The sequence below is a fragment of the Granulicella paludicola genome (assembly GCF_025685545.1).
Taxonomy (GTDB): Bacteria; Acidobacteriota; Terriglobia; order Terriglobales; family Acidobacteriaceae; genus Granulicella; species Granulicella paludicola.
Map to the genome: position 1 here is coordinate 817448 of NZ_JAGSYC010000025.1, position 19133 is coordinate 836580.

Below are 19133 nucleotides of genomic sequence, written 5' to 3' on the forward strand. Positions count from 1 at the left end.
AAGTAATCCGCGCTTTCATGACGGAAAAACTGGCAGCAGCTATGTTCTTTGGCCATACGGTCGGACACAAAAATGCGGCCACGACATCTCGCCGTGGCCGCTCTTTCGCCTGCCGCTAGTGTCCCGGAACGGTCTCCGGGAAGATGCGGATATCCGCCACACCACGGTAACGCTCGGCATAGTCCATGCCATAGCCAATCACAAAGCGGTTTGGAATCTGGAAGCAGGTGTAGTCCGATTCGATCGGCACGAGGCGCCGTTCCGGCTTGTCCAGGCAGGTCGCAATTTTCAGCGAAGCTGGCTTGTGCTGCAACATCAGTCCTCGCAAATAGCTCAGCGTCAGACCCGTATCAAGAATGTCCTCCACGAGGATCACGTGCTTGCCTTCGATTGGGTTGTCGATATCCTTGATGAGCTTCACCGCGCCCGATGACACGCGCGCGCGCCCATAACTCGACACCGCAACAAAGTCGAATGTGTTATCTACCGAGATCGAACGCGCAAGGTCGGCGAGAAAGATTGCCGCGCCCTTCAGCACGCCGATCAGCACAACCGTCTGTCCTGCGTAGTCTTCGGAGATCTGCTTGCCAATCGACTGCACACGTTCGGCAATCTGATCGACAGAGAACAGGACTTCCATGGAGAGGGGATCGACGTAAGGGGGCAAAGAAGTAGCCATTGGCACAGAGTAGCGCGAAACCCGCCTCCACCGCCATGAGGAAAACCTGTCCCAGCCCCTCGCAGTCCTTATCCAACGCCATAACCCCTATACTGAAAGACTGCATGTACCCATATATCCATCTTGGCTCGTTCCACGTCGGCACCTTCGGCCTCTTACTCTGGCTGGCTGCCGTCTTCGCGACCGTCGTCATGTTCCGTAACTTCGAGCGCAACGGCGTTGACACCGACGCTCTGAACGTCGTCACCATGGTCGTCCTCGCCGGTATCGTCGGAGCTAAGCTCTGGCACGAACTCGAAAACCCCCGGGAACTCGCCATGGCCTGGCACCAGATCCTGCTCCCCGGCCTCAGCCAGCCCGGCCCCGTTCTGATCGGCTTCCTGCATTGGTTTGCGGCTGGATTCGCTTGGTACGGAGGCCTTGTCGCAGGCATCATCACGCTTTACTGGCAGGGCGCTATCGGTCGATTCAAAGGCCCTGCAGAAGGCGTTCCCGGCCCACGCCTCGGCGGAATTCGTATGCTAGACCTCGCAGCTCCGGCGGCTGCTCTCGGTTATGGCATTGGCCGCATCGGCTGCCTCACCTCCGGCGACGGAGACTACGGCATCAACACCACGCTCCCCTGGGGAGTTCACATGGCGAAGGACGCCCTCGTCCCTCCCACTCCGCCCGACGCCCTCGTGCAGCCCACGCCACTCTACGAGCTTCTCTTCTCGCTCGTCGTCTTCTGGATTCTCTGGAAACTCGGCAGTAAGCACAAGCCTGTCGGCTGGCTCACCGGCCTCTATCTCATTCTTGCTGGCATCGGTCGCTTCCTCGTTGAGTTCGTCCGCGTCAATCCGCGCCTCTACTGGGGCATGTCGAACGCACAGGTAGCTGCTCTCGGCAGCATCATCCTCGGCGGCATTGTCATGCTATGGTCCGCAAGGGCCAACAAGCAGTGGCCACCTTACCTCCGCACCGAATAACAATACCCTCAAGTATTGTCACCCTGAGCGCAGCGAAGGACCTGCTTCTGGAACCACCACCATCTGGGTTCCACATGCCCTGACTCTGGGAGATGGGGTTCGCGCCCCCAGTGTCTCCTACAACCGCCGCAAAAACGCCCTCGCCTGCTCCAGCTCAGGAAACAGCCTCTCCTCAGCCTGGAACGCCCGCGAATGCACACACCGTCGACCTGCCCGCACCGTCACCGGATGCTTCAGGTGCAGCATCTCGTGGTACAGCAGATATTCGATTGCATACCTCGGCGTCCCTGGCCTGTCGAACACGCGACTCACCACGATCGTGTTGTGGGCAGCGTCGTAATGGCCAAGCATCCGCTTAGCCACATGCGCGCTCCACGTTAACGTAGGCCTTCCAAGCAAGCCAAAGAAGAAGCGCGTATTCACCGACTCGAACACCTCATCCAGATCGTAGAGATGTCCCTGCGGTGAGGTCAGCACCTTGCGCCCGCGGTCCTTTCGAATCCGTTCCGCCTGCCTCGACACCGCCTCCGACTGCGTATACCGCCGATACCGATCCGCAAATACCGGCTCAATCGGCTTCCGGTACAGCTTCGCCAGCAGGATGTGCGCAATCGCACGATGCACGCTCTCAGGCGCTGACTCCAGCAAATCGCTCAATCGCACGATCAACTGCCCATCACGCAAGCGGATTGTCGTATTCAAACTTGTGAAACGTCGAAACTTGATCTCAAGCGCAGGCATCGGAGCGCGCGGCCTCAGACCCCGGTACTCCTCTGCGAAGACCGTGTGTACTGACTCAGGAACGATAGGAAGGGAAGTGCGCGCCACTCTTTAACGCTATCACCATGCAGCCTGCGGCTTTCCTCAGCCTACTCCGTAGCGAAGTCGGCGCGCTCTGCCACCAGCACACTCATCGTATTGCTCTGATCGGTTCCCAGCACCGCCAGTCCCTCAATCACGCCACGTTTCTCTGGCTCGCGCTTGTTCTGGCTGACCTTCCACTTGCCCTCGAGCCGCCGAATCACGATCTCAAATCCAACGATCCCATTCACAAGCTGTCGCACATACTCCGCAGGAGCATCGCTTACCTTCCAGGGCATCGCACGTCCAGCCTCATTCGCATCCGTTAGCGATTCCAGGTGTGCCAGCAGCCACTCCGCATCCTGCACCACCTTCAGAGGCCCATAGGCATGGATCACAACATAGTTCCACGTCGGAACCTCCTTACCAGTTTCATGCTTGCTGGGGTACCAGGTGGGCGTAATGTAATATTCCGGCCCCGCAAAAATCGCCAGCGCATCCAACGAAGCATCAGCGTTCTTCCACTGCCCATTCGCTCGCGCTACATGCCCGCGCAGCACGCCGAACTCCAAATCACCCTTATGCAGCACCATCGGCAGATGCGTAGCGAACAGTTCGCCCGCGTTCAATGTCACAAGACTCGCCAGCGGATGGCTCCGCATCAGTTCATGCAGCACCGGCAGCCGCGTCTCTTCATTCGCCTTGGGAATGTACATCCGGGCCTCCGCTATTAGTGCTCATGCTCCAACGCTACAAGACGATGCTTCGCCTCGAACTCCTGGTCCGGAAACTTCCCGCCAGCCACCGCCAGAAACGCCTTATAGCTCGCCCGCGCCTCCTTCACCTGATGCAGAGCATCATGAGAGATCGCCTCCAGAAACAGAGACGAAGGGGAATCCGGCAGCACCGTCGACCGGGCCGCAAGCGCCATCAGACTCGTCTTCGGGTCCTTGTTCTTCGAAGCCGAGAACGCCAGATGCTCAGCCGTCTCTCCCCACGCATCGTCGTCGTCAAACTCCTTGCGCATAGCGAATGCCTTTGCCAGCACGGCCTGCGCCTGCGCATACTTCTCAAGACGCACCTCAGCCGAGCCCAGATCATCCAGCAACGCCGGATCATTCGGCGTCTTTGCGGCAAGCTCGAGGTACAGCTTCTCCGCACTCGCCTCGTCGTTCTGCGTCTCATACAGATGCGCCAGCACCTTGGTCATCTCGGCATTCGCCGCAAACTTGGCATCGCTCGCACGTAGCTCGACCATCATCGGAATCGCAGCGGAGGCCTTATTCTCTGCCGCATAGATTGGCACAGCCTGCGCCACCAGTCGCGGATCGCCCGGATGCTCCTTCAACCCCTGCGTCACCACCGTATCTGCCTCATCCAGCTTCTTCTGCTGCGCCAGGGTATGCGCCAGCCCAGCCGTTGCCTCCGTATCTTCAGGAGTCAGTGTAAGTGCCCGCCGAAACGCCGTCTCAGCCAGCGCAGGCTCCCCCATCTGTTCACTCAACTCAGCCCCGAGCAACACATCTGCAGGCGTCTCCGGTGTCAGCTTCAGCGCGGCAAACAGCGCATTTTGCGCTCCGATAGGATCTTCACCATCGTCTAAACTAGCCAATGCTCGAAATGCTCGCCCACGCAGCTCCGCTGGTGCCATCTGTGTATTCGCAGCGGCCAGCAACTCATCCTTCGCCTTTTGACTTCTGCCCGCACGAGCATCCAACAGGCCCAGAGCAACCTTCGGTTCCGCAAGGCTGTCGTCGGCCGCAATCGCAGCCGCGTATGCCTTCGCTGCAACCTCATCATGCTCGTTGTGGTCCGCCGCAAAGCCCAGGTCATATTGAACGCGAGCATCCTTCGGATGATTGCCTGCAAGGATTGTCAGCTTCGCCTCAGCCCCCGCAAAGTCCCCATGCTCCAGCAGCTTTTCTGCCTCTGCAATCTGCGCACTCGCCGCGTTTTCAGCCGAGTGGTCATCGACGCTATGCGTCCCCGGCGGCAGGTCCTGCGCAAACCCCACCACAGCGGCAAACATCACCACCCCTACCGCCGCTGTCAGTTTTACCGTTTTCACTACGCACTACTCCTTACTATCTACTCACTGCTTCAACACTGGCCCAAGCCAGTGTCCTGTGTAAGACTCCTTCACCTTCGCGACCTCTTCCGGAGTGCCCACAGCCACAACTTTGCCGCCACCCGAACCGCCCTCCGGCCCCATATCGATTACCCAGTCCGCGCACTTGATCACGTCAAGATTGTGTTCGATCACCAGCAGAGAGGCGCCGCCATCAATCAGCTTGTTGAATGCGGCCAGCAACGTCGCCACGTCCTCAAAGTGCAGGCCGGTCGTAGGCTCATCCAGGATGTACAGGACCCGATTCGTAGCCCTGCGAGCCTCCAGGCGAGCAGCGCTCATATCCGAACCTGAACGCACCGTCGCCAGATGCTGAGCCAGCTTTACGCGCTGGGCCTCACCTCCGCTTAACGTCGTGGCACTCTGTCCCAGCCGCACATAACCCAGTCCAACCTCATCTAACACTGCCAGCTTGTCCACGATCTTTGCATGACCGGCAAAGTACACCAGCGCCTCGCGGACGGTCATGCCCAGCACCTCGTGGATATTCTTGCCCTTGTACTTCACCTCAAGGATGGACGTTTTGTAACGCGTTCCGTTGCATTCTTCGCATGGCAGCTCTACATCAGCAAGGAACTGCATCTCCACCGTCACCGTGCCGTCTCCTTCGCAAACATTGCAGCGGCCACCCGGAACGTTGAAGCTGAACGATCCAGCCGTTAGTGACTTGCGCCGAGAATCCGGCTGCGCCGCAAACAGCTCTCGAATCGCATCGAACGCTTTGATGTACGTCACAGGATTCGAGCGCGGTGTGCGTCCAATCGGCGACTGATCCACCAGTACGACATCGGTCAGGTACTGCGTTCCCGAAAGCTCGCGATACAGCCCACTCGTCTCCTGCTGTCCACGTTCCGAACCCTCAGCTTGTCCAAGCGCCTGCATCAGCGCTCGATACAACACCTGGTGCACCATCGTCGACTTGCCCGAACCCGAAACACCCGTCACGCAGCAAAGCACACCGAGCGGAATCTCAACATCGACACCACGCAGGTTATGAATACGCGCACCCTTCAATAACAGTTTCTCGCGCCCCAGTTCACGCCGCAGCTTGGGCACGGCAATCTTCGCGCGTCCGCTCAGGTACTTGCCCGTAATCGAGTTCTTATTTTTGCTAACCTCTTCCACCGTGCCAGCAGCCAGTAGCTGTCCACCCAACTCACCGGCACCCGGGCCCAGATCGAGCAGATGATCCGCCGCCCGAATCACATCGGGATCATGCTCCACCACAAGGATCGTATTGCCCAGATCGCGCAACTCTTCCATGATAGTGATCAGCTTGGCTGTGTCACGCGTATGCAGCCCAATCGAGGGTTCATCTAGCACATACAACGCGCCCACAAGCCGCGATCCAAGACTCGTCGCCAGCTGAATCCGCTGCGACTCACCGCCGCTCAACGTCGAGCTCAAACGGTCTAGCGTCAGATATTCAAGCCCCACCTGTTCGAGGAAGTGAACCCGTTGACGCACCTCTTCCAGAATCTTGCCCGCAATTTCCATCTGAGAAGTACTCAGCTTTAGCTCATCGAAGAATGCCTCTGCTTCCGTAATCGTCAGCGCGCACAGCTCGCAGATGTTTTTGCCCTCAAGCAGCACCGCGCGAGCCTCAGCTCGCAGCCGCTGTCCACGGCAATCCGGACACGTTGCATAGCCGCGATACTTCGACAGGAACACGCGCACATGCAGCTTGTACTTCTTCCGCTCCAGGTCCGCGAAGAATCCGCGGATCCCCATCCAGCTGCCGCGGCCTTCTTCAATAAAGATCCGCTGCGCATCGGTCAAGTCAAACCACGGAACATTTGTCGGCACGCCTTCGCTCTTCGCAGCGCGCTTCATCTCGCCATGCATCGCACGATACTTCGGCTTCGTCCACGGATCGACCGCTCCATCATCAAGCGTCTTCGAGCGGTCCGGCACAATCAGGTTCGGATCGAAGTCAATCGTGTTCCCAAATCCCTGGCAGCGAGGGCAAGCCCCAAACGGATTGTTGAAGCTGAACAGTCGAGGCTCCGGTTCGCGATACGCTCGATGACACGTCTCGCATTCGAACGCCGCTGAAAACCGCAGCGTTCTCGCCTCTCCCCCATCCTCACGTGGCACAGTGCGAAACACGATCTCGCCGCCTTCGCGATAGCCGGTCTCGATCGCGTCCACCAGTCGCGACCGCACCTCAGCACTCAACGCCAGACGATCAGCCAGAATATAAATCGGCTTCGAAAAATCCAGCTCCAGCAGGCTCTCAGGCGTAGAGAACTCCACGATCTTTCCAGCACCTTCGCCTTCCGCCTGCCACAGCCGGTTATACCCACGCCTACGCAGCTCTCCGAGCCGCTCCTTCAAACTCTCGGTCAGACTATTGAAATTGTCATCCTGAGCGGAGCGAAGGACCTGTTTCTTACCTTTTGAGGCGATGATCTTCTTCGCCGGCTTTTTTGGAGCAGCCACGATCGCAGCTTCGCCCCCCTCAGCATCCATCGGCCCTTGCAGCGCTTCGAGCTTCACCTCAGTCCGCACAATCGGAAACAGCGCATACACCCGCTGCCCATCGAGCGCCGCCAGCACGCGCGTCACAATCTCATCGACCGAGTCGCGTCGTACTACGCCGCCGCAGTGCAGGCACGTCACCGTTCCGCACCGCGCAAACAACAGCCGCAGATAATCGAAGATCTCCGTAGCCGTGGCCACCGTCGATCTCGGATTTCGCGTCTGGTTCTTCTGCTTGATCGCGATCGCTGGCGCCAGCCCATCCATGAAGTCGACATCCGGCTTCTCGATGCGCTCAAGAAACTGCCGCGCATACGCCGACAGGCTCTCGACATACCGTCGCTGACCCTCGGCATACACCGTATCGAACGCGAGCGACGATTTGCCCGAACCCGAGACGCCGCTCACCACCGTCAGCGCATTGTGTGGAATCTCCACATCGATGCCCTTTAGGTTATGCGTCCGAGCCCCACGAATGATGATGCTGTCGTTCGCCGTCGCTACTGCCATGCTCTAGTGACTCCTCTGCGGCTTCAGCATCTCCAGCAGCAATAAACAAGCTCCCACCACAATCGCTGAGTCCGCAACATTGAAGTCCGGCCAGTGGTAGTGATAAATATGCACCTCGAGAAAATCCACGACGTAGTGCAGCTTGATGCGGTCGTACATGTTCCCGATCGCCCCACCCATAATCAACGCCAGCGCAACCGACGTCGCCGAAAGCCTCGGCCCCATGCGCCAGATCATCACCAGCACCACAACCACCGCCAGCACTGAGAAACCGATGAGCGTGTTTCGCACCATCTCGGGATGCTTCGCACCCTCAAACATGCTGAAAGCCGCGCCGGAATTTAGCACATGCGTGATCCGAAACACCTTCGGCCAAACCGTGATCGCAGCACCCATCTTGATGTGCTGCACCACCCAGATCTTCGACAGACGATCTGCCACCACAACCAGCGCTGCAATCAGCAGCATCAACCAACGCTTATCCCGCATTACTTACCATCTCCCTGCGTCGGTGCAAAACCAATCGCTTCCAGCGCCTCGCTACAACGCGCACAAACCTCGGGCCAGCGATCATCGCTACCCACATCCGGAACCACGCGCCAGCAACGGCCGCACTTCGAGCCGTCAGCAACACCGGCCTCAATGATGACAGTCTTCTGCTGCTTGCTTGCTCCGACCAGCTGCACCGTCGCCTGCGACACATTAAAAAACTCCGCCAACGATGACTCATACTTGCGCAGCACGATCGCCTCATCGGAACCTTCCGTCGCAATCACTGTCACGCTCGCCTCGAGGCTCTTGCCGATCGTCTTCGCCGCGCGCATCGCTTCCAGCTCGAGCATCACTAACGACCGCACCTGCAACAACTGTTCCCACTCGCGCTCGATCCCCGCAACGCTACCGGGAACAATCTCCATCACCGTCGGAAACAGCGCCACATGCACACTGCTAGCGCGGTCCGCCGTCTTCGGCAGATGCTGCCATACTTCATCCGCGGTGAACGAAAGAATCGGCGCAATCAGCCGCGTCATCGCCTCCGCAATCCGCCACATGGCCGTCTGCGCGCTCCGCCGGCCCACGCTCTTCGGAGCCAGTGTGTACAGCCTGTCCTTCACCACATCCGCGTATAGCGCACTCAGATCGGTGTTCGTGAACTCGTTCAGCGCCTGATACGCGCGATGGAACTCGAACTCGTCGTACGCTTTGCGAATCGCCGCGTCCAGCTCCGCTGTGCGGGCCAGAATGTACTGATCCAACGGCTGCATCTCGCTCCACGCAACAGCGTCCGTCGCCGGATCGAAGCCGTCCAAATTCGACAGCAGGAATCGCAGCGTGTTGCGCAGCTTGCGATAGTTCTCACTCACGCGCTGCATCAGGTTTTCGCTCGCAGCGACATCCTCGCGGAAGTCGACGCTTGCAACCCACAACCGAATGATCTCGCCGCCCAGCCGGTTCGCCACATCCACAGGATCGACACCATTGCCCAGCGACTTCGAGAACGCGCGACCCTGCTCATCGAGCGTCCATCCGCTCGTCGCCACCATCCGGTAGGGCGCAGCGTCTTTCAGTCCTACAGCGCAAAGCAGCGACGAATGGAACCATCCGCGATGCTGATCGCCGCCCTCTGTGTAGAGATCGGCAGGGAAGCTCAACTCCGGTTCAACCTCGAGCACCGCGTGCCAACTCGCGCCGCTCTCGAACCATACGTCGAGAATGTCCATCTCCTTGCGGAACTCCGTGCCGCTGCAGTTCGGGCACTTCGTTCCTTTCGGCAGAAGGCTCTCCGCCGAGCGCGAGTACCACGCATCCGCTCCGTCCTTCGCGAATAACTTCACGACACTCTTGTTGATCGCGCCGTCGTTCAGCGGCTCATGACACTTCTCGCAGAGGAACACCGCGATTGGCACACCCCAGATGCGTTGACGGCTGATGCACCAGTCAGGCCGCGTCGCAATCATATTGCTGATCCGTTCTTCACCCCACGAAGGGTCCCAGGTCACGCGGCTGATCTCATCGAGCGCGCGCTCTCGGAAGGTCACATTCTTACCGTCCGCCTTCGGCGAAAGCACCGGCGTCTCCATGCCGATAAACCACTGCTCCGTCGCCCGGAAGATCAGCGGCTTGTGGCAGCGCCAGCAGTGCGGATAGCTATGATGCAGATCAAACTCGCCCATCAGCGCGCCCTTTTCCTGCACCACCTGCTTGATGACGGAGTTCGCCTTCTGCACAAACAGCCCGTCGAACGGCTGCCCTTCGTAGTTCCGCAGCTTGCCCTGAGCATCCACGTTGCACGTTAGCGGAAGCTCGTACTTCACACCTGTCGCAAAGTCATCTGGACCGTGCGAAGGTGCCGTATGCACTGCGCCTGTACCTTGATCCGTCGTCACATAATCGGCATTCACACCGAGGATCGAACGATCGAGGAATGGATGCTGAAAGGTGACGCGGTCCAGCTTCGCTCCCGCGAACTTTGCAATCTCTTTCGCATTCTTCAGATCGCCCATCAGCGTGCATTTCTCGATCACTTGCGCGGCCAGCGCTTCGGCGACTACATACACATTCTGGCCGTCATCCAGCGCAACGTAATCGACCTCAGGCCCGAACGCCACAGCCATGCTCGCCGGCAGCGTCCACGGAGTCGTCGTCCAGATGATCGTCCAGACCTCGCGGCCCTTCAGTTTCGGATCGATCGCTGATGCATCGCTCGTCAGCTTGTAGCGCACGTACACGCTCGGCGAGGTGTGCATCTCGTACTCCACCTCGGCCTCGGCCAGCGCCGTGCGGTCGTGCGAGCACCAGTACACCGGCTTCAGTCCCTTGTAGACGAAGCCTTTCTCGTAGAACCCATAAAACGTCTCCAGGATCTTCGACTCATACTCGAAGTCCATCGTCTGGTATGGCTTTTCCCAGCGACCCAGCACTCCCAAACGCTTGAACTGCGAGCGCTGCAGGTCGATGAACTTCGACGCGTACTCGCGGCAGGCCTGGCGAACCTCAACCGGATCCATCTCCAGCTTCTTGCCGCCCAGCTTCTCGTCTACTTTGATCTCGATCGGCAGCCCGTGGCAGTCCCAGCCCGGCACATACGGAGCGTCAAACCCGGCCATCGTCTTCGTCTTCACCACGAAGTCCTTGATGCACTTGTTCAGCGCATGACCCAGGTGAATCGCTCCGTTGGCATACGGAGGGCCGTCGTGCAGGATGTACTTCGGCGCATCCTTGCGTGCCTCGCGAATCTGTTCATACAGCCCGGCCGCGTCCCACGCCGCCAGCCTCGCCGGCTCATTCTGCGGAAGGTTCGCCTTCATGGCGAACTCAGTCTTCGGCAGGTTCAGGGTGCTCTTCAGGCCAGTTTTTTCGGCGCTCTTAACTTGTACCTTCGTCTCTTCCGACATCCAGGCTCCATCTCATCGTGCAGGTGCAGGCAGGCAGCCCCAGCGGCTTACCGCGCAAACCTTTATTGTAAATCGCTTAGGCTCTTCGTACCGGATTGGTCCCCGGGTCTTCCACCCGAACCTCCGAAAGCTCCCCATCTTGACCTCACCAAAACTCGCAAAGAGACATCTTCCACACTCTTTGCGTCTAACCTTGAGGAGCCAGCAGGCCTTCGCAGACAAATCCTGTTTCAATGTTTGTAGAATGTTGCAAGTGAATTCGCACCCTATAAGCTCTGCGCATCACCCTCGTACTCAATCCTATGGCTGAAAAAGATACGATCGGAACTATCAGAAACCCAGGCACCGGCTTGAGCATCAGCGGCGAGATCAAGGAAGAAGGCATCTTCGCCTCCCTTATCTCAAACGTTCGCGACGCCTTCTTCCCGGAGAAACTTCCGCCTCTCGTCCTTGAGTCGACTCCTATCGCTGTGCCCGACCGCATGGCAACGAAGATGAGTCCGCAATCCGTCGGCCTCTCCATCGGTTTTTATGCGCTGCTGATTCTTCTTATTGCGCTCCTGATTCGCAAGGGCGTTCAGATTGCGGCGCCCGCAAAGGTCAATGTCACCGTTCTGACCGCGCCTCCGCCGCCTCTTCCGCCAGCGAAGGATCAGATTGGCGGCGGCGGTGGTGCGCATGATCTTGCTCCCGTCACCAAGGGCGCTTTGCCAAAGCTAGACACAAAGCAGATTGTTCCTCCCAAAGCTCCTCCGACGATTCCGCCCAAGCTCGCTGTCGAGCCGACTGTTGTCGTTCAGCCTGACCTGAAGATGGCGACCAACAACATGCCAAATCTCGGGATGCCGAATGCTCCTTCTGCTGCGGTTGGCTCGCTTGGAACCGGCAGTGGCGGCGGAATCGGATCGGGAAATGGCAATGGGATCGGGCCAGGTTCGGGCGGAAATACTGGTGGCGGTGTTTATCACATCGGCGGCGGAGTTCGGCCTCCGAGCATTCTGTCGCAGGTCGATCCCGAGTTTTCGGAAGAGGCTCGCAAGGCCAAGTTCTCTGGAAACGTCGTGGTCGATCTGATCGTCGACGAGCAGGGAAATCCGTCGCATGTTCGTGTTGCGCGGGGAGTTGGAATGGGACTTGATGAGAAGGCTGTCGAAGCTGTTCGTCAGTACAAGTTCAAGCCTGCGACCAAGGACGGAAAACCTGTGAAGGTTGAGCTTTCCATCGACGTAAACTTCCAGATCTTCTAACGGGGTCGGGTACCCCCCCTCCCCCCATACTTAGTACTCAAAGCATTCATTCAAGATGGGTTAGGTCGGATGCTGGATGACCCATTGGAACTTGAAGAAAAGGCCCGGATAAGCTCCGGGCCTTTTCTTCTTCTTCTGTACGTAGTTTATCAAGGCTGTCAATAGGGGTGGTTGTCAAGTCGCTCAACAGCTGTAGATATAGCTGACTCTTCATCTACTGATAGAGGTTTGTTGCTTTGCAGAGCTATCCAGCTACAGCGATGGCTACTTCATCGAAGGTGAGGTTTTCAGCTGGGCTGCGGGTCTCTTCCTTCCAGTTGGTAAAGAGCTTGCCATAACTGTCGGTGATGCAGTCGCTTTCGGCGATGCCGAGGCCGGCGAGCATCGAGTCGATCCAGGCGGGCTCGCCTTCGAGTTCGGCCCAAATGCCGATGGGGGTTTCATCGAGGACGAGCTTGCCGCCATTGTGGGCGAGTTCTGTGCGGAACTTCTCGTATTTGAAGACCGGCAGGTAGCCGAGCTGGGCGAAGACCTCGGCCATAGCCTCGCAGTCCTGGACTTCACTTTCGGTTTCGATGCGGGTCTTGTAATGAACGTCGGTGTCGTTCATGTCGGCTTTGCGTTTGTGGGTGAGGGTGCAGATGCCGCCGTAGTTGCGAAGGCGGAGAATCTGCTTTTTCACGCGCAGCGCACGGTCGGTAGAGTCGTACAGAGTGTTGCTTTCGAACGTCCGCTCGGTCAGAACCTCGAACCCAAGCGCTAGAGCGGAGGCGCGTAGTCTGCGCACATCCGCCACGGGAAACTTCAGCTCGATCTCCGCAGCCTGCATACGGTGAAGTCTACGCCTGTCCTGGGGAGATCGCTGTGGAATGCCGGGAAATGGCTTGGGTTGTGAGATTTTGGGAAAAGGTCGTGGTTGTAAGGGGACGGGCTCGTGCTTCGCATGTCGCTGTGGCAAGGGCTTGAACGCAGAGGAAGAACGCAGAAGTCGTGGCGCGGTTTCTGTTCAGCTTAGAGCTATGAGTGTATGAGCTAAGAGTTTGGAAGCGCTCTTGTTGCAGGCTTCGGCTAGGATGAACGGAGGTATGAAACAAACGCTTCATTTGTCGGCGGAGAAGCCGGAACAGATCATTCAGGGGGCTGAGCTGCTTCGTTCGGGACGGTTGGTGGCGTTTGCTACCGAGACCGTCTACGGGTTGGGCGCGAATGCTCTTTCGACGGAGGCTGTTGCAGGGATATTTGAGGCGAAACAGCGGCCCTCGTGGGACCCGCTGATCGTTCACATCGCGAGTGTCGCGCAGCTGCGCCAGGTTGCGGTGGTCCCACCGCAGTTTGCGAATCGGCTGCTGGCGCTGGCTTCAGCTTTCTGGCCGGGGCCGCTGACGCTGTTGTTGCCACGCAGTGCGGCGATTCCGGATGCTGTAACGGCGGGGCGGGAGTTGGTGGGGGTGCGGATTCCTTCGCATCCGGCGGCGCTGGCTTTGTTGCGAGAGGCGAATCTGCCCATCGCCGCACCGAGCGCGAACCGCTTCGGGCATACGAGCCCGACGACGGCGGCACATGTGCTGGCCGATCTGGAGGGACGGATCGATGCGGTGCTGGACGCGGGACCGACCTCGGTGGGGGTTGAGTCTACGGTGCTCGATCCGACGCAGACGCCGATGGTGCTGTACCGACCGGGGGCGGTGACGGCGGAGCAGCTGACGGCGGCGACTGGGGTTGAGGTAACGGTGTACGAGCCTGCGCGGGTGGTGGCGGCTCCTGAGTCATTGCCGTCGCCGGGAGTCGGGATTCGGCACTATGCGCCGCGGGCTACGCTGATGCTGGTGGAGCCTTGGGTGGAGGCGCCGGAGGTGGGTGCGAAGACTGGCGTGATGCTGCCGGAGGGATGGCAGGCGCCTGCCGGGGCAGACGTGTATCAGTGGGGACGGTGGGAGGATTTGGATACGCTCGCTGCGCGGTTGTTTGCCGGGCTGCGGGAGTTGGATGATCGCGGAGTGGATGTGATTGTTTGTCCGCTGCCTGCGGCGGGCGGGGTGGGGGATGCGCTGCGGGATAGGTTGCGGAAGGCCGCGATGGCGAAGTAGCGTCGGGTGAAACGTCGCGCGGGGCGCGATGCCCACGTTCCACCCCAACGAACAAAGGACGTTCGCCGGGGGCCCCGGCTTAGCTGCGACGAAACTGCCGCGAAGATGGGGCACCCGGATTTGTGGGGGTCCTGGGACGAAATGCAGATTCCTCCGCTGCGCTACGGAATGACAAAAAGGGGGATGCGCTTACGGAAGGACAAATAGGGGACGTGCTACGGAGTGAAAAAGAAGCGGGTGGTGCGCTATGGGCCGATGGTGCGTTATGGACTGACAACAAGGGGTGGTGCGGCTACTTCATGATGTTGCCGGCGGGGTAGGCCTCGCTGGCCTTGAAGAGGTACTTGATGCCATTCTTGTAGATGAGTACGCGGTTGCGGCCGACGAGTAGCTTAATGGCACCCTTGTCGTACCACTGGATGATGCCGCGAAGCTCTTCGCCGTCGTCCATCACGACGAGCATCTCGGTCTGCTGCTGCATCTGTTTCTGGAAGTAGAACGCCTCGGCGTGTGAGGCCTCCAGCGTGGAGTAGCCGTCGATGTTCGCGTGCGTCAGCGGATCTTCTACATGCACGGGATCGCGCTTGCGCTCGATCAGCGAAAGATGCGGGCGAATCAGCTTCCGCGTTCCGTTGAACGTGTTGTCTTCCTTGCGGCTGGCTGCTGTCTTCGTTGCCGGTCCCTTAGTCTCGATCAAATTTGTCCCCCTTGCTCTTTCCGTCGCTAGCGTTTCTACCGCATGTTGCGGGATGCGCGAATGTACTGTGGCGGCCTGTATGGCACACACACCAGTACGATTGCGACCTACCTTGTGTTCCTGAATCTTCAGCTGTGTGATTTCTTTGCCTGAGTGTAGGATGCAAAGACGCTCTGTGGCGTTTGATTTGTATGGTTAGACTGCCCAGCCGCCCGAAATGTCTCAAAATGGGCCGAGAGGGCAGGTCTATCGGCCTGCGCCTTCTAATTCTACAGCGAGCGCGTCCAAGCTCAAGGAGCGCAAGAGGTTGCGTCGGAGGCCGCTCTGAACGGCATCCATGGCGCGAACAGCGGATTCGATCCAGTCAAAGCTGAAGGTATCGGCCATGCGCTGAAGGTCTGCGCGTTTATCGATATTGCGAATGCGGTCACCTGCGCCGGACTGGAGCAAAAGCATGTCTTCGAGGACGCTCGAAAAGGCGCGGAGGAGCGAGGTTGTTTTGACCTGGCCTTCGGCTCCGGCGCGATAACTTTCTGTCATCTTGAAGAGGGCAGAGTGGTCGCCGCCACGCTCGGCACCCTGCAGAATCGTGAGAGCATCGGCACGGGCGGCGGCGTACTCGGAGAGGTTGAAGCCGAGGGCGCGACCAAAGGCACCTTCGCTGAGACGGGCGGTGAGATCGCGCTCGCTACGGTTCATCTCGGGACGGCGCTTGGCGAGCATGGAGGAGATCTCTTCCATCGGCAGGGCTCCAAGGTGGGAGACGCCGCAGCGGGAGCGGATGGTGGGGAGAAGTTCGCCGAGGTTTTCAGCGAGCAGGATCATGTGGACGTAATTCGGGGGCTCCTCGAGAAGCTTGAGCAGCGAGTTGGCGGCTTCTTTCATGAAGGCGGCGGAGGTGAGGATGAAGACCTTGGCGGGGGCCTCGGTGGGCAGGTATTGCGCGCGCTGGATCATGGTGCGGATCTGGCCGAGCTTGATGAGGAGCTGCGGCGGGTCGGGCGGAATGACGAGGACGTCGGGGTGGGTCTGGACGAGGACGCGAGTGTCTTTTTTGTCGGTCTCGCGCATGTCCTCGCGGACGGTAACGGCTTCTTCGATGCGGGCATCGAGGTCGGCGGCTTCGGCGATGCGGGTGCAGTTGCGGCAGGTGCCGCAGAAGCTGGCGAGCTCACGACCTTCAGATGAAAGCTCGCGGGGCTGGAGCTGGCATTCGAGCGCCATGGTGAGCATGATGGCGAGGGTGTACTTGCCTGCGCCGCGGGGGCCGAGGAGGATCATGGAGCGCGGTAGACGGCCTGCGGCGATGGCGGCGCGCAGACCTTCGACCGTGTGGGAGTTTCCTACAAATTCTTCAAAGGTGACCAAGCCAAAAAACCTCTTGTACTAGGTTACCGGAGCTTCCCAGTCGTCGCCTGCGGTGATGCCGCCTTCGGTCCAGGTCCACTGAATTTTCTGGTAGGTGAAGGAGACCTCCTCCTGCAGAGGGAGCCGGACCTGGGAGGGGTCGACGTTGCTGGGCATCGACTCGTGGATGTCGGAGATGCTGGCGTTGGTGAGGGTGATCGTGTAGGTCTGTTGCTCCGCTGCGGCTGTGCCGGAGGCCGCGATCGCAGTGGTGAAGAACTGGAGCTGACAGCTGGTGAGGTTTTCTTTATTGATGAGAGCCATCCAGAGCAGCGGGGAGCTTTTGTCGATCTGCTTCACGATGACGAAGGGCTTGTGCATGCGTTGGCCGGTGGGTAATCCCGACTGGGGGTCGCGCGGGCTGATGATTTCGTGGCTGTAGGAGTGGACGAGGATCGTGTTTTCGCGTCCCTTCTGCGTTACCGATCCGCTGATGTTTCCTTGCTTCTGGCCCTTGATGGTCATGTAGGCGTTCAGTGCCATGGGGTTGCTCCTTGTGTGAGGAGTGTATAGGTGTCCCGGCGTGAGTGCCTGCGAAATATCAGGGTTTTAACTATCGTCGTCAGACGCGATTGACCCGCATCATCATTGGGTGTTTCGGTCGCAGTGTGATCTTGGCCTGCGCGATGACGGGATAGGTCGGGACGAATCGGAGACGCCAGCGCTGGGCGATGGTGGCGAGCGAGAGGACGCCTTCCATCCAGGCGAAGGCTTCGCCGATGCACTGGCGGCCACCGCCGCCGAAGGGGAAGTAGACGAAGCGCGGGCGACCGGCTTTGGCTTCGGGGGTGTGGCGCTCGGGGCGGAAGGCGAGAGGGTCGGGCCAGAACTCTTCCGAGCGCTGGATGACGTACTGGCTCATGAAGAAGTGGGCGTTGGGCGGGATGCGGAACTCGCCGAGGGTGACGGGTTTGGTGGACTGGCGACCCATGGCCCAGGCGGGCGGGTAGAGGCGCATGGATTCGGCGAAGACCATCTCGGTGTATTTGAGCTGGGGGTAGTCGGCGAGGGTGGCGGTGCGGGCGTCGTCGCCGGTGCCGAGGACAGCAGCGACCTCGGCGTACATCTTGTCGGCAACGTCGGGGTTTTGGCTGAGGAGATACCAGGTCCAGGTGAGGGCGTTGGCGACGGTTTCGTATCCTGCGAGGAAGATGGTGAGGACCTCGTCGCGTAGCTGCACATCGGTCATGCCGCTGCCGTCGCCTTCGTCGCGGGCGGCCATGAGGAGGGAGAGGAGGTCGGTGCGGGATTCGAGCTCTTCGCGGCCGAGCTTGCGGCGGCTGGCGATCATGGTGGCTACGACCTCGTCGAGGCGCCTGCGGGCGCGGCGGAACTGCACGACGCCGGGGATGGGGAGGTGCAGGACCTTTTCGATCATGGGGAAGGCGACGAGGAAGTTGTAGAGACCCATGATGGTGTTGACCTCGTCACGGACACTGAGAACGTCGGGGGTGACTTCGCTGTCGAAGAGGGTGCGGGCGACGATGTGCAGGCTGAGCTGCATCATCTCGTCGGCGATGTCGATCTCGGAGTCGGCGTGCCAGCTGTCGCGGGTGGTGGTGGCATTGGCGACGATCTGGCTGGCGTAGCCGGCGATGCGCTGACGATGGAAGGCGGGCGCTGCGATGCGGCGCTGGCGCATGTGGATGGGGTCGTCGGAGGTGATGAGACCTTCGCCGAGGAGGATCTTCATGCGCTTCAGGGTGCGTTCACGGACGAAGCTGCCTGCCTGATTGACGAGGATTTCGTGGATGAACTCGGGGTCGTTGATGAAGACGATGGTGGTGCCGAGGAAGCGATAGTGCGCGATGCGGCCGAAGATCTTGTGCAGGTGCTCGAATAGCGGAATGGGTTCGCCGAAGCTGACCCATTTGCGGCGCGCGTAGAAGGGCAGCGCGCGCTTGAGGCCGGGGGGCAGACGCCACTCACCGTGGGTGCGGGCGGGGATGTAGTCGTAGTCGCGGTCAAAGTCTCTCATAGCGAGTCCGAGTTCCCTCAGGGGCTGAAGCCCCGATCCTCAAGGTTTAGGTGATGGCTGAGCTGAAGCCTAGCCCCTTCAAAACATTTACCGCTCGAGGCGTTTATGGACTACATCCAGTATCCGCTCGGCGATGGACTCGATGCTGGCCTCTTCGGCGAAGACCTCTACGCGCTGTGGCTCGCGTCGAGCAATGGTCTCGTATTGTTCATGGACTCGACGGTAAAAGATTTCGCCTTCGCGCTCGAATCGGTTTTCGTCTGATCCGGTCTTGCGGATGTGGCGTTCGTTGCGGCGGCGCGCGCGGGCGAGTGACTTTTCGAGAGGCGGCAGGAGGAGCACGGTCAACTGCGGCTGGATGCCGTTGCAGACGGCCTGATGCAGCGCGAGGACGCGGTCGGCACCGAGTTCGCGGCCAGCGCCCTGATAGGCTTCGCTGGAGTCGGTGTAGCGATCGCAGAGGACGATGGAGCCTTCGTCGAGCGCGGGCAGGATGACCTGCTTGAGCGACTGCGCGCGGTCCGCGAACATCAGAGCGAGTTCGGCTTCGGGGGCGATGGCTCCGAGTTCGGCTTCGCTTTTGGAGTCGAGCAGGACGGAACGGATGCGGTCGCCGAGCGCCGTGCCTCCGGGTTGACGGAGAGTGACGACGCGGTGGCCGTCCGCTGCGAGTGAGGCTGCGAGGCGTTGCAGTTGCGTGGTCTTGCCTGAGCCGTCAAGGCCTTCGAAGGTGATGAATAGTCCGGACACAGCGT

At 59.7% G+C, this 19133-nt stretch carries 16 protein-coding genes; 3 read left to right on the forward strand and 13 right to left on the reverse strand.

The window, feature by feature from the left end; genetic code table 11:
- Positions 1 to 115: 115 nt before the first annotated feature.
- Positions 116 to 679, reverse strand: a complete 564-nt coding sequence (gene hpt / locus OHL14_RS15200) for a hypoxanthine phosphoribosyltransferase (protein ID WP_263380203.1) — start codon at positions 677 to 679, stop codon at positions 116 to 118.
- Between the two features lie 104 nt (positions 680 to 783).
- Here hpt and OHL14_RS15205 point away from each other — a divergent pair, with 104 nt between their 5' ends.
- Positions 784 to 1647, forward strand: coding sequence for a prolipoprotein diacylglyceryl transferase (locus tag OHL14_RS15205; protein ID WP_263380204.1), 864 nt, complete (start codon positions 784 to 786; stop codon positions 1645 to 1647).
- Positions 1648 to 1764: 117 nt separating this feature from the next.
- On the opposite strand, the gene OHL14_RS15210 is transcribed toward OHL14_RS15205, so the two are convergent.
- Genes OHL14_RS15210 through ileS form a run of 6 tightly spaced genes read right to left on the reverse strand, consistent with a single transcriptional unit; the run spans position 1765 to position 10962 of the window.
- Entirely contained in the window at positions 1765 to 2475 is a 711-nt protein-coding gene (locus OHL14_RS15210) for a M48 family metalloprotease (protein ID WP_263380205.1), read from the reverse strand.
- A gap of 41 nt (positions 2476 to 2516) precedes the next feature.
- On the reverse strand, positions 2517 to 3164 hold the full coding sequence (locus tag OHL14_RS15215) for an FMN-binding negative transcriptional regulator (RefSeq protein WP_263380206.1): 648 nt from the start codon (positions 3162 to 3164) through the stop codon (positions 2517 to 2519).
- 14 nt (positions 3165 to 3178) lie between these two features.
- A complete protein-coding gene (locus OHL14_RS15220; protein ID WP_263380207.1) occupies positions 3179 to 4516 on the reverse strand; it encodes a tetratricopeptide repeat protein in 1338 nt (445 codons plus the stop codon).
- A 24-nt stretch (positions 4517 to 4540) separates the two neighbouring features.
- Positions 4541 to 7567 (reverse strand): excinuclease ABC subunit UvrA, encoded by a 3027-nt coding sequence (gene uvrA, locus OHL14_RS15225; RefSeq protein ID WP_263380208.1) that lies wholly within the window; start codon positions 7565 to 7567, stop codon positions 4541 to 4543.
- Positions 7568 to 7570: 3 nt separating this feature from the next.
- Positions 7571 to 8056, reverse strand: coding sequence for a signal peptidase II (gene lspA / locus OHL14_RS15230; protein WP_263380209.1), 486 nt, complete (start codon positions 8054 to 8056; stop codon positions 7571 to 7573).
- A complete protein-coding gene (gene ileS, locus OHL14_RS15235; RefSeq protein WP_263380210.1) occupies positions 8056 to 10962 on the reverse strand; it encodes an isoleucine--tRNA ligase in 2907 nt (968 codons plus the stop codon). The genes lspA and ileS overlap by 1 nt, the downstream gene beginning before the upstream one ends.
- Before the next feature lie 302 nt (positions 10963 to 11264).
- Here ileS and OHL14_RS15240 point away from each other — a divergent pair, with 302 nt between their 5' ends.
- On the forward strand, positions 11265 to 12209 hold the full coding sequence (locus OHL14_RS15240) for an energy transducer TonB (RefSeq protein ID WP_263380211.1): 945 nt from the start codon (positions 11265 to 11267) through the stop codon (positions 12207 to 12209).
- 244 nt (positions 12210 to 12453) lie between these two features.
- Here OHL14_RS15240 and OHL14_RS15245 read toward each other — a convergent pair whose 3' ends face one another.
- Positions 12454 to 13038: a class IV adenylate cyclase gene (locus OHL14_RS15245; RefSeq protein WP_263380212.1), complete on the reverse strand. Its 585-nt coding sequence runs from the start codon at positions 13036 to 13038 to the stop codon at positions 12454 to 12456.
- Positions 13039 to 13294: 256 nt separating this feature from the next.
- Between OHL14_RS15245 and OHL14_RS15250 the strand changes: the two genes are divergently transcribed.
- Positions 13295 to 14296, forward strand: a complete 1002-nt coding sequence (locus tag OHL14_RS15250) for an L-threonylcarbamoyladenylate synthase (RefSeq protein ID WP_263380213.1) — start codon at positions 13295 to 13297, stop codon at positions 14294 to 14296.
- A 292-nt stretch (positions 14297 to 14588) separates the two neighbouring features.
- Here OHL14_RS15250 and OHL14_RS15255 read toward each other — a convergent pair whose 3' ends face one another.
- From OHL14_RS15255 to tmk, 5 genes are all read right to left on the reverse strand, one after another.
- Complete coding sequence (locus OHL14_RS15255) at positions 14589 to 14993, reverse strand: hypothetical protein (RefSeq protein WP_263380214.1); 405 nt, start codon at positions 14991 to 14993, stop codon at positions 14589 to 14591.
- Positions 14994 to 15239: 246 nt separating this feature from the next.
- Positions 15240 to 16361 carry a DNA polymerase III subunit gene (locus tag OHL14_RS15260; protein WP_263380215.1) on the reverse strand — a complete coding sequence of 374 codons (1122 nt, stop codon included), beginning with the start codon at positions 16359 to 16361 and terminating at the stop codon, positions 15240 to 15242.
- Positions 16362 to 16379: 18 nt separating this feature from the next.
- Positions 16380 to 16883 carry an Hcp family type VI secretion system effector gene (locus OHL14_RS15265; protein ID WP_263380216.1) on the reverse strand — a complete coding sequence of 168 codons (504 nt, stop codon included), beginning with the start codon at positions 16881 to 16883 and terminating at the stop codon, positions 16380 to 16382.
- A 79-nt stretch (positions 16884 to 16962) separates the two neighbouring features.
- Positions 16963 to 18378, reverse strand: a complete 1416-nt coding sequence (locus OHL14_RS15270; RefSeq protein ID WP_263380217.1) for a cytochrome P450 — start codon at positions 18376 to 18378, stop codon at positions 16963 to 16965.
- A gap of 87 nt (positions 18379 to 18465) precedes the next feature.
- Positions 18466 to 19128: a dTMP kinase gene (gene tmk, locus OHL14_RS15275; RefSeq protein WP_263380218.1), complete on the reverse strand. Its 663-nt coding sequence runs from the start codon at positions 19126 to 19128 to the stop codon at positions 18466 to 18468.
- Between the last annotated feature and the right edge of the window lie 5 nt (positions 19129 to 19133).